The 14,985-nt window shown below is 66.3% G+C and carries 10 protein-coding genes; 9 read left to right on the forward strand and 1 reads right to left on the reverse strand.

The window, feature by feature from the left end:
- Positions 1 to 518 precede the first annotated feature (518 nt).
- Positions 519 to 4,004 carry a DNA-directed RNA polymerase subunit beta gene (rpoB, locus tag E4N62_RS29875; protein ID WP_230219552.1) on the forward strand — a complete coding sequence of 1,162 codons (3,486 nt, stop codon included), beginning with the start codon at positions 519 to 521 and terminating at the stop codon, positions 4,002 to 4,004.
- 93 nt (positions 4,005 to 4,097) lie between these two features.
- Positions 4,098 to 7,997, forward strand: a complete 3,900-nt coding sequence (locus tag E4N62_RS29880) for a DNA-directed RNA polymerase subunit beta' (protein WP_230219553.1) — start codon at positions 4,098 to 4,100, stop codon at positions 7,995 to 7,997.
- Here the strand turns inward: E4N62_RS29880 and E4N62_RS29885 are convergent.
- Positions 7,976 to 8,206, reverse strand: a complete 231-nt coding sequence (locus E4N62_RS29885; protein WP_230219554.1) for a hypothetical protein — start codon at positions 8,204 to 8,206, stop codon at positions 7,976 to 7,978. The two genes, E4N62_RS29880 and E4N62_RS29885, sit on opposite strands and share 22 nt — an antisense overlap.
- A gap of 90 nt (positions 8,207 to 8,296) precedes the next feature.
- Here E4N62_RS29885 and E4N62_RS29890 point away from each other — a divergent pair, with 90 nt between their 5' ends.
- The 7 genes from E4N62_RS29890 to E4N62_RS29920 all read left to right on the forward strand — a co-directional run bounded on the left by E4N62_RS29890 (position 8,297) and on the right by E4N62_RS29920 (position 14,815).
- On the forward strand, positions 8,297 to 8,791 hold the full coding sequence (locus E4N62_RS29890; RefSeq protein WP_230220256.1) for a DUF1707 and DUF4190 domain-containing protein: 495 nt from the start codon (positions 8,297 to 8,299) through the stop codon (positions 8,789 to 8,791).
- Positions 8,792 to 9,090: 299 nt separating this feature from the next.
- Entirely contained in the window at positions 9,091 to 9,462 is a 372-nt protein-coding gene (rpsL, locus tag E4N62_RS29895) for a 30S ribosomal protein S12 (protein ID WP_003948652.1), read from the forward strand.
- Between the two features lie 2 nt (positions 9,463 to 9,464).
- Entirely contained in the window at positions 9,465 to 9,935 is a 471-nt protein-coding gene (gene rpsG, locus E4N62_RS29900; RefSeq protein WP_003992340.1) for a 30S ribosomal protein S7, read from the forward strand.
- A gap of 39 nt (positions 9,936 to 9,974) precedes the next feature.
- Entirely contained in the window at positions 9,975 to 12,101 is a 2,127-nt protein-coding gene (gene fusA, locus E4N62_RS29905) for an elongation factor G (RefSeq protein ID WP_033528328.1), read from the forward strand.
- Between the two features lie 182 nt (positions 12,102 to 12,283).
- On the forward strand, positions 12,284 to 13,477 hold the full coding sequence (gene tuf / locus E4N62_RS29910) for an elongation factor Tu (RefSeq protein ID WP_115906452.1): 1,194 nt from the start codon (positions 12,284 to 12,286) through the stop codon (positions 13,475 to 13,477).
- Positions 13,478 to 13,676: 199 nt separating this feature from the next.
- Positions 13,677 to 14,228 carry an RNA polymerase sigma factor gene (locus E4N62_RS29915; RefSeq protein ID WP_230220258.1) on the forward strand — a complete coding sequence of 184 codons (552 nt, stop codon included), beginning with the start codon at positions 13,677 to 13,679 and terminating at the stop codon, positions 14,226 to 14,228.
- Entirely contained in the window at positions 14,225 to 14,815 is a 591-nt protein-coding gene (locus tag E4N62_RS29920; protein ID WP_230219556.1) for a hypothetical protein, read from the forward strand. Before E4N62_RS29915 ends, E4N62_RS29920 begins: the two co-directional genes overlap by 4 nt.
- Positions 14,816 to 14,985 lie beyond the last annotated feature (170 nt).

A 14,985-nucleotide genomic window follows, 5' to 3' on the forward strand; every position in this document is an offset into this window, starting at 1 on the left:
TGTGGGTGGTCGCCTTTCGGCGTTCCGGGACGTCGAGTGACGGCTGCCTTGCACTGTCGGTGGCGGCGAGTATGGTGATCTTCGTCGTGCCTCCGAGCACCCCTGGTGACCGGCCGCGAGTGACGATCGCAGCATCTGGTTCGGGCATGGGGGGCCTTGACGAACTGCACGCAGCGCGCAATTCTCAGGACGCGTCGTCACACGGATCCGAACTCCGAGGCATGGATCGACGGCGAAGAGGGCAGTATCGATGTGCATCGAGGGCGTGGCTTGCCGCAGGCGTTGAGGAACAACGAGGGTTTCCGAGGGTCCGTAAACCCGCACTGGACATCAGTGGGCCAACTGGCTACACTGACCCTTTGCGCTGCCTGTTAGCTGCCTCCTGCCCGTCACCAGGGGCATGCCCTCGCTCGAGCACCGACGATTGAACGTCCCTCACCTGGGGCTTTCCATCTCCGCGCCCGGTCGAGGGGGCCGGTACGCGCGTAGTGAGTCCGAGCCCTCGGAAGGACCCCCTCTTGGCCGCCTCGCGCAACGCCTCGACCGCGAATACGAACAACGGCGCCAGCACCGCCCCGCTGCGCATCTCCTTTGCAAAGATCAAGGAGCCCCTCGAGGTTCCCAACCTGCTCGCGCTGCAGACCGAGAGCTTTGACTGGCTGCTCGGCAACACCGCCTGGCAGAGTCGGGTCGAGGAGGCTCTGGAGAACGGTCAGGACGTCCCCACGAAGTCCGGTCTGGAGGAGATCTTCGAGGAGATCTCCCCGATCGAGGACTTCTCCGGGTCGATGTCGCTGACCTTCCGCGACCACCGCTTCGAGCCGCCGAAGAACAGCATCGACGAGTGCAAGGACCGCGACTTCACCTACGCGGCCCCGCTCTTCGTCACGGCCGAGTTCACCAACAACGAGACCGGCGAGATCAAGTCCCAGACGGTCTTCATGGGCGACTTCCCGCTCATGACCCACAAGGGCACCTTCGTGATCAACGGCACCGAGCGTGTCGTCGTGTCGCAGCTGGTCCGCTCGCCCGGTGTCTACTTCGACTCCTCCATCGACAAGACCTCCGACAAGGACATCTTCTCCGCCAAGATCATCCCGTCCCGGGGTGCCTGGCTGGAGATGGAGATCGACAAGCGTGACATGGTCGGTGTGCGTATCGACCGCAAGCGCAAGCAGTCCGTGACCGTTCTCCTCAAGGCCCTCGGCTGGACCACCGAGCAGATCCTGGAGGAGTTCGGCGAGTACGAGTCCATGCGCGCCACCCTGGAGAAGGACCACACCCAGGGGCAGGACGACGCGCTGCTCGACATCTACCGCAAGCTGCGTCCGGGCGAGCCCCCCACGCGTGAGGCCGCGCAGACGCTGCTGGAGAACCTGTACTTCAACCCCAAGCGCTACGACCTCGCGAAGGTCGGCCGCTACAAGGTCAACAAGAAGCTGGGTGCGGAGGCGCCGCTCGACGCGGGCGTCCTGACCGTCGAGGACGTCATCTCGACGATCAAGTACCTGGTGAAGCTGCACGCGGGCGAGACCGAGACGGCCGCCGACAACGGCCAGACGATCGTCGTCGAGACCGACGACATCGACCACTTCGGCAACCGCCGTCTGCGCAGCGTCGGCGAGCTCATCCAGAACCAGGTCCGTACGGGTCTGGCGCGTATGGAGCGTGTCGTCCGCGAGCGCATGACGACCCAGGACGTCGAGGCGATCACGCCCCAGACCCTGATCAACATCCGGCCGGTCGTCGCCTCCATCAAGGAGTTCTTCGGCACCAGCCAGCTGTCGCAGTTCATGGACCAGAACAACCCGCTGTCGGGTCTGACGCACAAGCGTCGTCTCTCGGCGCTGGGTCCCGGTGGTCTGTCCCGTGAGCGGGCCGGCTTCGAGGTCCGTGACGTGCACCCGTCCCACTACGGACGCATGTGCCCGATCGAGACGCCCGAAGGCCCGAACATCGGTCTGATCGGCTCGCTCGCCTCCTACGGCCGCGTCAACGCGTTCGGTTTCGTGGAGACGCCGTACCGCAAGGTCGTCGACGGTCAGGTCACCGACGAGGTCGACTACCTGACGGCCGACGAGGAGGACCGCTTCGTCATCGCGCAGGCCAACGCCACGCTCAACGACGAACTGCGCTTCACCGAGAACCGCGTCCTGGTCCGCCGCCGTGGCGGCGAGGTCGACTACGTCCCCGGTGACGACGTCGACTACATGGACGTCTCGCCGCGCCAGATGGTGTCGGTCGCGACCGCCATGATCCCCTTCCTGGAGCACGACGACGCCAACCGTGCCCTCATGGGCGCGAACATGATGCGTCAGGCCGTGCCGCTCATCAAGAGCGAGTCCCCGCTCGTCGGCACCGGCATGGAGTACCGCTCCGCCGTCGACGCCGGCGACGTGGTCAAGGCCGAGAAGGCGGGTGTGGTCCAGGAGGTCTCCGCCGACTACATCACCACCACCAACGACGACGGCACGTACATCACGTACCGCCTGGCCAAGTTCGCCCGCTCCAACCAGGGCACCTCGGTCAACCAGAAGGTCATCGTCAACGAGGGCGACCGGATCATCGAGGGCCAGGTCCTGGCCGACGGTCCGGCCACCGAGAACGGCGAGATGGCGCTGGGCAAGAACCTGCTCGTGGCGTTCATGCCGTGGGAGGGTCACAACTACGAGGACGCGATCATCCTGTCGCAGCGCCTCGTGCAGGACGACGTCCTCTCCTCGATCCACATCGAGGAGCACGAGGTCGACGCCCGTGACACCAAGCTCGGCCCCGAGGAGATCACCCGGGACATCCCGAACGTCTCCGAGGAGGTCCTCGCCGACCTCGACGAGCGCGGCATCATCCGTATCGGTGCCGAGGTCGTAGCCGGCGACATCCTGGTCGGCAAGGTCACGCCCAAGGGTGAGACCGAGCTGACCCCGGAGGAGCGCCTGCTCCGTGCGATCTTCGGTGAGAAGGCCCGTGAGGTCCGTGACACCTCGCTGAAGGTCCCGCACGGCGAGATCGGCAAGGTCATCGGCGTCCGCGTCTTCGACCGTGAGGAGGGCGACGAGCTTCCCCCCGGTGTCAACCAGCTGGTGCGCGTGTACGTGGCACAGAAGCGCAAGATCACCGACGGTGACAAGCTCGCCGGCCGTCACGGCAACAAGGGCGTCATCTCGAAGATCCTGCCGATCGAGGACATGCCGTTCCTGGAGGACGGCACCCCGGTCGACATCATCCTCAACCCGCTCGGTGTGCCGTCCCGAATGAACCCGGGACAGGTACTGGAGATCCACCTCGGCTGGCTCGCCAGCCGCGGCTGGGACGTCTCCGGTCTCGCCGAGGACTGGGCGCAGCGCCTCCAGGCGATCGGCGCCGACTCCGTCGCCCCCGGCACCAACGTCGCGACCCCGGTCTTCGACGGTGCCCGTGAGGACGAGCTCGCCGGTCTGCTGCAGCACACCATCCCCAACCGCGACGGCGAGCGCATGGTGCTCCCCTCCGGCAAGGCGCGTCTGTTCGACGGCCGCTCCGGTGAGCCGTTCCCGGACCCGATCTCGGTCGGGTACATGTACATCCTCAAGCTGCACCACCTGGTCGACGACAAGCTGCACGCACGGTCGACCGGCCCGTACTCGATGATCACCCAGCAGCCGCTGGGTGGTAAGGCCCAGTTCGGTGGCCAGCGCTTCGGTGAGATGGAGGTGTGGGCGCTGGAGGCTTACGGCGCCGCGTACGCCCTCCAGGAGCTGCTGACCATCAAGTCCGACGACGTCACCGGCCGCGTGAAGGTCTACGAGGCCATCGTCAAGGGCGAGAACATCCCCGAGCCCGGCATCCCCGAGTCCTTCAAGGTGCTCATCAAGGAGATGCAGTCTCTCTGCCTGAACGTGGAGGTGCTGTCCAGCGACGGTATGTCCATCGAGATGCGTGACACCGACGAGGACGTCTTCCGCGCTGCGGAGGAGCTCGGCATCGACCTGTCCCGGCGCGAGCCGAGCAGCGTCGAAGAGGTCTGACGGGAGTTCGGCCGGGCTCGTGAAGAGCCCGGCCGGCCCCAGGACCCCCGTATCAGACCAAAGACTTACAACCCTGAGAGGGATTGACGCATAGTGCTCGACGTCAACTTCTTCGACGAGCTCCGGATCGGTCTGGCCACCGCTGACGACATCCGTCAGTGGAGCCACGGCGAGGTCAAGAAGCCCGAGACGATCAACTACCGCACGCTCAAGCCCGAAAAGGACGGACTCTTCTGCGAGAAGATCTTCGGTCCGACCCGGGACTGGGAGTGCTACTGCGGCAAGTACAAGCGTGTCCGCTTCAAGGGCATCATCTGTGAGCGCTGTGGCGTCGAGGTCACGCGCGCCAAGGTGCGCCGTGAGCGGATGGGCCACATCGAGCTGGCCGCTCCCGTCACCCACATCTGGTACTTCAAGGGCGTTCCGTCGCGGCTGGGCTACCTGCTCGACCTCGCCCCGAAGGACCTGGAGAAGGTCATCTACTTCGCGGCGTACATGATCACGTACGTCGACGAGGAGCGCCGCACCCGCGACCTGCCTTCCCTGGAGGCGCACGTCTCCGTCGAGCGGCAGCAGATCGAGAACCGTCGCGACGCCGACCTCGAAGCCCGCGCCAAGAAGCTCGAGACCGACCTGGCCGAGCTGGAGGCCGAGGGCGCCAAGGCCGACGTGCGCCGCAAGGTGCGCGAGGGCGCCGAGCGTGAGATGAAGCAGCTGCGCGACCGTACGCAGCGCGAGATCGACCGTCTCGACGAGGTGTGGACCCGGTTCAAGAACCTCAAGGTCCAGGACCTGGAGGGCGACGAGCTCCTCTACCGCGAGCTGCGTGACCGCTTCGGCACGTACTTCGACGGCTCGATGGGTGCCGCGGCGCTGCAGAAGCGCCTGGAGTCCTTCGACCTCGACGAGGAGGCCGAGCGCCTCCGCGAGATCATCCGTACCGGCAAGGGCCAGAAGAAGACCCGTGCGCTCAAGCGCCTCAAGGTCGTCTCCGCGTTCCTGCAGACCAGCAACAGCCCCAAGGGCATGGTGCTCGACTGCGTGCCGGTCATCCCGCCGGACCTCCGCCCGATGGTGCAGCTGGACGGTGGCCGCTTCGCGACCTCCGACCTGAACGACCTGTACCGCCGTGTGATCAACCGGAACAACCGTCTGAAGCGGCTTCTCGACCTCGGCGCGCCCGAGATCATCGTGAACAACGAGAAGCGCATGCTCCAGGAGGCCGTCGACGCCCTCTTCGACAACGGTCGTCGTGGTCGCCCGGTGACCGGTCCCGGTAACCGCCCGCTGAAGTCCCTCAGCGACATGCTGAAGGGCAAGCAGGGTCGATTCCGTCAGAACCTGCTCGGCAAGCGTGTGGACTACTCCGCGCGTTCCGTGATCGTCGTCGGTCCGCAGCTGAAGCTGCACCAGTGCGGTCTGCCGAAGGCGATGGCGCTGGAGCTCTTCAAGCCGTTCGTGATGAAGCGGCTCGTGGACCTCAACCACGCGCAGAACATCAAGAGCGCCAAGCGCATGGTGGAGCGCGGCCGCACCGTCGTGTACGACGTCCTCGAAGAGGTCATCGCCGAGCACCCGGTGCTGCTGAACCGTGCTCCCACCCTGCACCGCCTCGGCATCCAGGCCTTCGAGCCGCAGCTGGTCGAGGGCAAGGCCATCCAGATCCACCCGCTCGTCTGCACCGCGTTCAACGCGGACTTCGACGGTGACCAGATGGCCGTCCACCTGCCGCTCTCCGCGGAGGCGCAGGCCGAGGCCCGCATCCTGATGCTGTCCTCGAACAACATCCTCAAGCCCGCCGACGGCCGTCCGGTGACGATGCCGACCCAGGACATGGTCCTCGGTCTGTTCTTCCTCACCACCGACGGCGAACTCCGTGACACCAAGGGCGAGGGGCGTTCGTTCGCCTCCACGGCCGAGGCGATCATGGCGTTCGACGCCGGCGAGCTCGCGCTGCAGTCCGCGATCGACATCCGCTTCCCGGTGGGTACCATCCCGCCGCGCGGCTGGATGCCGCCGGTGCGCGAGGAGGGCGAGCCGGAGTGGCAGCAGGGGGACAGCTTCCGTCTGAAGACCACGCTCGGCCGTGCGCTCTTCAACGAGCTGCTGCCCGAGGACTACCCGTTCGTCGACTACTCGGTGGGCAAGAAGCAGCTCTCCGAGATCGTCAACGACCTGGCCGAGCGCTACCCCAAGGTCATCGTGGCGGCGACGCTCGACAACCTGAAGGCGGCCGGCTTCTTCTGGGCGACCCGTTCCGGTGTCACCGTGGCCATCTCCGACGTCGTCGTTCCCGAGGCGAAGAAGGAGATCGTCAAGGGCTACGAGGCGCAGGACGAGAAGGTCCAGAAGCAGTACGAGCGCGGTCTGATCACCAAGGAAGAGCGCACGCAGGAGCTCATCGCGATCTGGACCAAGGCGACCAACGAGGTCGCCGAGGCGATGAACGCGAACTTCCCGAAGACGAACCCCATCTTCATGATGGTCGACTCGGGTGCCCGCGGAAACATGATGCAGATGCGTCAGATCGCCGGTATGCGTGGTCTGGTGTCGAACGCCAAGAACGAGACGATCCCGCGTCCCATCAAGGCGTCCTTCCGTGAGGGCCTGTCCGTCCTGGAGTACTTCATCTCCACGCACGGTGCCCGTAAGGGTCTGGCGGACACCGCCCTGCGTACCGCCGACTCGGGTTACCTGACCCGTCGTCTGGTGGACGTCTCGCAGGACGTCATCATCCGCGAGGAGGACTGCGGCACCGAGCGCGGTCTGAAGCTGCGGATCGCCTCGAAGGACGAGACCGGGGTCCTGCGCAAGGCCGAGGACGTCGAGACCAGCGTCTACGCCCGCATGCTCGCCGAGGACGTCGTCATCGACGGCAAGGTGATCGCGCCGGCCAACGTGGACCTGGGCGACGTGCTCATCGACCAGCTCGTGCACCACGGTGTCGAGGAGGTCAAGACCCGCTCGATCCTGACCTGTGAGTCCAAGGTCGGTACGTGTGCCATGTGCTACGGCCGCTCCCTGGCCACCGGCAAGCTGGTCGACATCGGTGAGGCGGTCGGCATCATCGCCGCCCAGTCCATCGGTGAGCCCGGTACCCAGCTGACGATGCGTACCTTCCACACCGGTGGTGTGGCCGGTGACGACATCACGCAGGGTCTGCCGCGTGTCGTCGAGCTCTTCGAGGCCCGTACGCCCAAGGGTGTCGCGCCGATCTCCGAGGCGGCCGGTCGCGTCCGCATCGAGGAGACGGAGAAGACCAAGAAGATCGTCATCACGCCGGACGACGGCAGTGACGAGACGGCGTTCCCGATCTCGAAGCGCGCCCGTCTGCTGGTGAGCGAGGGCGAGCACGTCGAGGTGGGCCAGAAGCTCACCGTGGGTGCCACCAACCCGCACGACGTGCTGCGCATCCTGGGTCAGCGTGCCGTCCAGGTCCACCTGGTCGGCGAGGTCCAGAAGGTCTACAACTCGCAGGGTGTGTCGATCCACGACAAGCACATCGAGATCATCATCCGGCAGATGCTCCGCCGTGTGACGATCATCGAGTCCGGCGACGCCGAGCTGCTGCCCGGTGAGCTGGTCGAGCGCTCGAAGTTCGAGACCGAGAACCGTCGTGTGGTCCAGGAGGGCGGTCACCCGGCCTCCGGTCGTCCGCAGCTGATGGGTATCACCAAGGCCTCGCTGGCGACGGAATCCTGGCTGTCGGCCGCCTCCTTCCAGGAGACGACCCGAGTCCTGACGGACGCGGCGATCAACGCCAAGTCCGACAGCCTCATCGGCCTCAAGGAGAACGTCATCATCGGTAAGCTCATCCCGGCCGGTACGGGTCTGTCCCGCTACCGCAACATCCGGGTGGAGCCGACCGAGGAGGCCAAGGCCGCGATGTACTCGGCCGTCGGCTACGACGACATCGACTACTCGCCGTTCGGCACGGGCTCCGGCCAGGCCGTGCCGCTGGAGGACTACGACTACGGTCCGTACAACCAGTAGGCGAGCGGTCGCAGCCGCTTGAGTCGATGGGCGGTCACCTTCGGGTGGCCGCCCTTCGGCGTCTCGTCACGGGCGTGTCGGTGCGGCGTACGGGCGCCCGGCGTGACGTACGGGCGTGCAGGGCGGGCGTACGGGTGTGCGATGTGGCAGAACCGGGACAGAACCGGTGCGGGGGAACCGGTGCCGAGGGCCGGGCGTTGTCGCATCATGGGGGGACAACCAGTCCGGGGGAGTTTCTCGTGTCGAATCCGTCGTGGCAGCCGATGCCGTGGCAGCAGGCGCAGGGCAGTGGTCCCTCCATGCTCGCCGCACATGCCGACCGTGAGCGTGCCGTCGATGTGCTGAAGGCCGGCTTCAGCGAGGGCCGCCTCCCGCAGGACGAGTACGAGAGGCGCGTCGAGAGGGCCTACCAGGCGCGCACGGTGGGGGAGCTGACCCTCCTGGTCGCCGACCTGCCCCAGGGGCCCACAGCGGCGCAGCCGAGCGTCATGGCGCCCATGCCGCCCATGGTCCCGAGAACGTTCATGCCGGCGCCCGTGCTGCCGCCGCCCACCAACAGCAAGGCCGTGGGCGCGATGGTCTGCGGTGTGCTCACGACCATGTCGCTGGGGCTCACCGGCATCCCGGCGGTCATCCTGGGCCACACCGCCCGCGCCGAGATGAAGCGCACCGGAGAGGGCGGTGAGGGCTTCGCCCTGGCCGGTCTGATCCTCGGCTGGCTCTCCGTGGCGGGCTGGGCCTTCTTCCTGCTGGTCCTGATGATCGCGGGTGTGTCGTCGAGCAGCGGAACCTGAGCTCCGGCGGGCCGGTGACGCGGACGCGTCGGTGCCAAGACGTTCGTCGTTAAACCACCGCCTGCCCATTTGTTTTGACCATAGCGAATGAGGTAGGTACGCTCAGACCTTGTGCCTGGGGTGTGCCCTGGCTCTCGTGCGTGCCTTCAACCGCACAGGGGGAGCCGTAAGCGGCCGCCGTACTCTGCGCCCTTTCTGCCTCGCGGCGGGAGTTCAGCAGTTTCGACACACCCGACCGCGTGGGTCGGCGAATGTTCCGGGTTAGCTTCACCATTCGGCACACAGAAACCGGAGAAGTAGTGCCTACGATCCAGCAGCTGGTCCGTAAGGGCCGGCAGGACAAGGTCGAGAAGAACAAGACGCCCGCACTCGAGGGTTCGCCCCAGCGTCGCGGCGTCTGCACGCGTGTGTTCACGACCACCCCGAAGAAGCCGAACTCGGCCCTGCGTAAGGTCGCGCGTGTGCGTCTGACCAGCGGGATCGAGGTCACCGCTTACATTCCGGGTGAGGGGCACAACCTGCAGGAGCACTCCATCGTGCTCGTGCGTGGTGGCCGTGTGAAGGACCTGCCGGGTGTTCGCTACAAGATCATCCGCGGTTCCCTCGACACCCAGGGTGTCAAGAACCGCAAGCAGGCCCGCAGCCGCTACGGCGCCAAGAAGGAGAAGTAAGAATGCCTCGTAAGGGCCCCGCCCCGAAGCGCCCGGTCATCATCGACCCGGTCTACGGTTCTCCTCTTGTCACGTCGCTCATCAACAAGGTGCTGCTGAACGGCAAGCGCTCCACCGCGGAGCGCATCGTCTACGGCGCCATGGAGGGCCTGCGTGAGAAGACGGGCAACGACCCGATCATCACGCTGAAGCGCGCTCTGGAGAACATCAAGCCGACCCTCGAGGTCAAGTCCCGCCGTGTCGGTGGTGCGACGTACCAGGTTCCGATCGAGGTCAAGCCCGGTCGTGCCAACACGCTCGCGCTGCGCTGGCTGGTCGGTTACTCCCGCGCCCGTCGCGAGAAGACCATGACCGAGCGTCTGCTCAACGAGCTTCTCGACGCCTCCAACGGCCTGGGTGCCGCTGTGAAGAAGCGCGAGGACACGCACAAGATGGCCGAGTCCAACAAGGCCTTCGCGCACTACCGCTGGTAGTCGCAGACCCCATCGAGACCGAGAGAAGACTGAAGCCTTATGGCTACCACTTCGCTTGACCTGGCCAGGGTCCGCAACATCGGGATCATGGCCCACATCGACGCGGGCAAGACGACCACCACCGAGCGGATCCTGTTCTACACCGGCGTTTCGTACAAGATCGGTGAGGTCCACGACGGCGCCGCCACCATGGACTGGATGGAGCAGGAGCAGGAGCGTGGCATCACGATCACCTCTGCTGCCACCACCTGTCACTGGCCGCTCGAGGGCGTCGACCACACCATCAACATCATCGACACCCCGGGTCACGTCGACTTCACCGTAGAGGTGGAGCGTTCGCTCCGCGTCCTCGACGGTGCCGTGACGGTGTTCGACGGCGTTGCCGGCGTGGAGCCGCAGTCGGAGACGGTGTGGCGTCAGGCCGACCGTTACGGCGTGCCCCGCATCTGCTTCGTCAACAAGCTGGACCGTACCGGCGCCGAGTTCCACCGCTGTGTGGACATGATCTCGGACCGTCTGGGCGCCCAGCCGCTCGTCATGCAGCTCCCGATCGGCGCCGAGGCCGACTTCAAGGGCGTCGTCGACCTCGTGACGATGAAGGCCCTGGTCTGGTCCGCCGAGGCCGCCAAGGGCGAGATGTACGACGTCGTCGACATCCCGGCCACGCACACCGAGGCTGCCGAGGAGTACCGCGGCAAGCTCGTCGAGGCCGTCGCCGAGAACGACGAAGAGATCATGGAGCTGTACCTGGAGGGCGTCGAGCCCACCGAGGAGCAGCTGTACGCCGCGATCCGTCGCATCACCATCGCGTCCGGCAAGTCCAACGACACCACGGTCACCCCGGTGTTCTGTGGCACCGCGTTCAAGAACAAGGGCGTCCAGCCCCTGCTCGACGCGGTCGTGCGCTACCTGCCGACCCCGCTCGACGTCGAGGCCATCGAGGGCCACGACGTGAAGGACCCCGAGCTGGTCGTCAAGCGCAAGCCGTCCGACGACGAGCCGCTGTCCGCGCTGGCGTTCAAGATCATGAGCGACCCGCACCTCGGTAAGCTCACCTTCGTCCGGGTCTACTCGGGCCGCCTGGAGTCCGGCACCGCCGTGCTGAACTCCGTCAAGGGCAAGAAGGAGCGCATCGGCAAGATCTACCGCATGCACGCGAACAAGCGTGAGGAGATCGAGTCGGTGGGCGCCGGCGACATCATCGCCGTCATGGGTCTGAAGCAGACCACGACCGGTGAGACGCTGTGCGACGACAAGCAGCCGGTGATCCTGGAGTCCATGGACTTCCCGGCGCCGGTCATCCAGGTCGCCATCGAGCCCAAGTCCAAGGGTGACCAGGAGAAGCTGGGTGTCGCCATCCAGCGTCTCGCGGAGGAGGACCCCTCCTTCCAGGTCCACTCGGACGAGGAGACCGGCCAGACCATCATCGGTGGTATGGGCGAGCTGCACCTCGAGGTGCTGGTCGACCGTATGCGCCGTGAGTTCAAGGTCGAGGCCAACGTCGGCAAGCCGCAGGTCGCCTACCGCGAGACGATCCGCAAGGCCGTCGAGCGCGTCGACTACACGCACAAGAAGCAGACCGGTGGTACCGGTCAGTTCGCCAAGGTGCAGATCGCGATCGAGCCGATCGAGGGCGGCGACGCCTCGTACGAGTTCGTGAACAAGGTGACCGGTGGCCGCATCCCGAAGGAGTACATCCCTTCGGTGGACGCCGGTGCGCAGGAGGCCATGCAGTTCGGCATCCTCGCGGGCTACGAGATGACGGGCGTCCGCGTCACGCTCATCGACGGTGGCTACCACGAGGTCGACTCCTCCGAGCTCGCGTTCAAGATCGCCGGTTCGCAGGCCTTCAAGGAGGCCGCGCGCAAGGCGTCCCCCGTGCTCCTTGAGCCGATGATGGCCGTCGAGGTCACCACGCCCGAGGACTACATGGGTGAGGTCATCGGCGACATCAACTCCCGCCGTGGTCAGATCCAGGCCATGGAGGAGCGGGCCGGTGCCCGCGTCGTGAAGGGCCTCGTGCCCCTCTCGGAGATGTTCGGCTACGTCGGAGACCTCCGCAGCAAGACCTCGGGTCGCGCAAGCTACTCGATGCAGTTCGACTCCTACGCCGAGGTTCCGCGGAACGTCGCCGAGGAGATCATCGCGAAGGCCAAGGGCGAGTGACGCACGGCGTTGAACCACCGCGTTCAACGCACCGCGTGCACACGCTTTAGGCTTGACTCCGGAGCCTCGTGGGGCAAACGGCCGCAAACACGGTTGTTTGCCCCGGGACCCGGACTTTCCAGCAAAGATCACCTGGCGCCGATGAAGCAAGGCGTTCAGAACCACTCCACAGGAGGACCCCAGTGGCGAAGGCGAAGTTCGAGCGGACTAAGCCGCACGTCAACATCGGCACCATCGGTCACATCGACCACGGTAAGACGACCCTCACGGCCGCCATTACCAAGGTGCTGCACGACGCGTTCCCGGACCTGAACGAGGCCTCGGCGTTCGACCAGATCGACAAGGCTCCCGAGGAGCGCCAGCGCGGTATCACCATCTCCATCGCGCACGTCGAGTACCAGACGGAGACCCGTCACTACGCCCACGTCGACTGCCCCGGTCACGCGGACTACATCAAGAACATGATCACGGGTGCGGCGCAGATGGACGGCGCCATCCTCGTTGTCGCCGCCACCGACGGCCCGATGCCGCAGACCAAGGAGCACGTGCTCCTGGCCCGCCAGGTCGGCGTTCCGTACATCGTCGTCGCCCTGAACAAGGCCGACATGGTGGACGACGAGGAGATCCTGGAGCTCGTCGAGCTCGAGGTCCGTGAGCTGCTCTCCGAGTACGAGTTCCCGGGCGACGACGTTCCGGTCGTCAAGGTCTCCGCGCTCAAGGCGCTCGAGGGCGACAAGGAGTGGGGCCAGTCGGTCCTGGACCTGATGGCCGCCGTCGACACCGCGATCCCGGAGCCGGAGCGCGACGTCGACAAGCCGTTCCTGATGCCGATCGAGGACGTCTTCACGATCACCGGTCGTGGCACCGTCGTCACCGGTCGTATCGAGCGTGGTGTCCTCAAGGTCAACGAGACCGTCGACATCATCGGTATCAAGACCGAGAAGACCACCACCACGGTCACCGGCATCGAGATGTTCCGCAAGCTGCTCGACGAGGGCCAGGCCGGTGAGAACGTCGGTCTGCTCCTCCGTGGCATCAAGCGCGAGGACGTCGAGCGCGGCCAGGTCATCATCAAGCCCGGTTCGGTCACGCCGCACACCGAGTTCGAGGCCCAGGCCTACATCCTGTCCAAGGACGAGGGTGGCCGCCACACGCCGTTCTTCAACAACTACCGTCCGCAGTTCTACTTCCGTACGACGGACGTGACGGGCGTTGTGACCCTCCCCGAGGGCACCGAGATGGTGATGCCGGGTGACAACACCGAGATGAAGGTGGAGCTCATCCAGCCCATCGCCATGGAAGAGGGCCTGAAGTTCGCCATCCGTGAGGGTGGCCGGACCGTGGGCGCCGGCCAGGTCACCAAGATCAACAAGTAAGCTTGTCGGTCTGACCTGGTAGCTCCAGCACCAGCTGAGCTCCTGAAGGGGCCCGTACGACTTCGGTCGTACGGGCCCTTTCGCTTGCCCGGTAACGCTTTCGGCCCGGCGGACCAAGTACGGGTGACAGCATGACCGATGACGAGAGGTGCACACCTTGGCACCGCACACGAGAAGCAGGGGCGGTCCGCCGGGCGAGATGTACGACCCGGCCGCGTTCGAGATCTTCTACCGCCGCCATGTCGACGCCGTCACGCGCTTCATGGCCCGGCGGGTCACCGATCCGCACACCGTCGCCGACCTCACCGCCGAGACCTTCCTCGCGGTGATCGACTCCGCCCGCGCCTACCGGCCCGACCTCGGCAGTGAGACGGCCTGGCTGTACGGCATCGCGCGCAACGTGGTGGCTGCGGAGGCGCGCCGCGGCGCGCGGCAGAGCGCACTCGGCAGCAGGGTCGCCGGGCGACGGCTGCTGCAGGCCGACGACATCGGCCGGCTGGAGGAGAAGCTCGACGCGGAGGAGGCCGGGCGCCGGGCGCTGACCGCCCTGGAGGGGCTGCCCGACGGGGAGCGGGCGGTGATCGAGCTGGTCGCCGTCGACGAGCTGAGCGTCACCGAGGCGGCCACGGCGCTGGGGATACGCAAGGTCACGGCGCGCGTACGGCTGCACCGGGCGCGGCGGGCGCTGCGGTCGGCGGCGGGAAAGGGCGAGCACGCGGTGGCACTCACGTACGCAGGGGGAGAGGCGTGAGCACGAAGACGGTGAAGACCTTCGAGGACCGGCTGTTGGACGAGCTCCAGCGCGAGATCGCGCTGCGGGCGGAGGACGTGCCCGTGCCCGTGATCCGCCGCCGGATCACCCCGCGGCGGGCGTTCGTCGCCCTCGCGGCGTGTGTCGCGGCGGCGGGGGTGGTGACGGCGCTGCCGTCGTCGACCGGTGGGTCGCAGGCATACGCGGTGGAGCGGAACGGGGACGGCAGTGTCACGGTCACCATGAAGGAGATCATCCTGAGCGGGGACGACAAGCGGGAGCTGGCGGAGCGGCTGCGGGACGAGGGTGTCCATGTCAGCGTCGACAGGCCCAGGGGCGGATTCGTCTGTGTGCAGCCCCGGGGCGAGATGTACTCGCCACGCTGGAGCTTCGAGGGGACGGGCGACGTCACCGTGGACCGTCCGTACGTCCTGCGTCCCGGCGACACCCTGGTCTTCGAGGATCCGGAGCCGGTCAAGGGATCGGTCAGCCCCGCCGGGAGCATGTATGCGGTCAAGGGGAAGGCGGATCCCTGCAGGGAAGTGCCCTGGGATGGGTTGAGGAGCTTTGAGGAGTCCGTGAACTGAGCGGACCGAGGGGCCCGGACGACGCCGACCGTACGGGCCCCTCGGGGCTTCACGCTTCGAAACTATTCGGCGCGTTCGACCCGTTGTCCCCTCGCTTCACTCCCTCCACCATTTGTCATGGCGCTGAGCAAATCCGCGTTCGGAGCGATCGGTGGAGAGGTGTGGCATGG

This window comes from Streptomyces sp. MNU76, assembly GCF_020982545.1.
Taxonomy (GTDB): Bacteria; Actinomycetota; Actinomycetes; order Streptomycetales; family Streptomycetaceae; genus Streptomyces.

What these genes read in the sequence shown, in the direction of transcription:
- rpsG (WP_003992340.1), top strand. Translation starts at nt 9,465, where the DNA reads ATGCCTCGTAAGGGCCCCGCCCCGAAGCGCCCGGTCATCATCGACCCG.
- E4N62_RS29915 (WP_230220258.1), top strand. Translation starts at nt 13,677, where the DNA reads ATGTACGACCCGGCCGCGTTCGAGATCTTCTACCGCCGCCATGTCGAC.
- E4N62_RS29890 (WP_230220256.1), top strand. Translation starts at nt 8,297, where the DNA reads ATGCTCGCCGCACATGCCGACCGTGAGCGTGCCGTCGATGTGCTGAAG.
- E4N62_RS29885 (WP_230219554.1), bottom strand. Translation starts at nt 8,206, where the DNA reads ATGATGCGACAACGCCCGGCCCTCGGCACCGGTTCCCCCGCACCGGTT.
- fusA (WP_033528328.1), top strand. Translation starts at nt 9,975, where the DNA reads ATGGCTACCACTTCGCTTGACCTGGCCAGGGTCCGCAACATCGGGATC.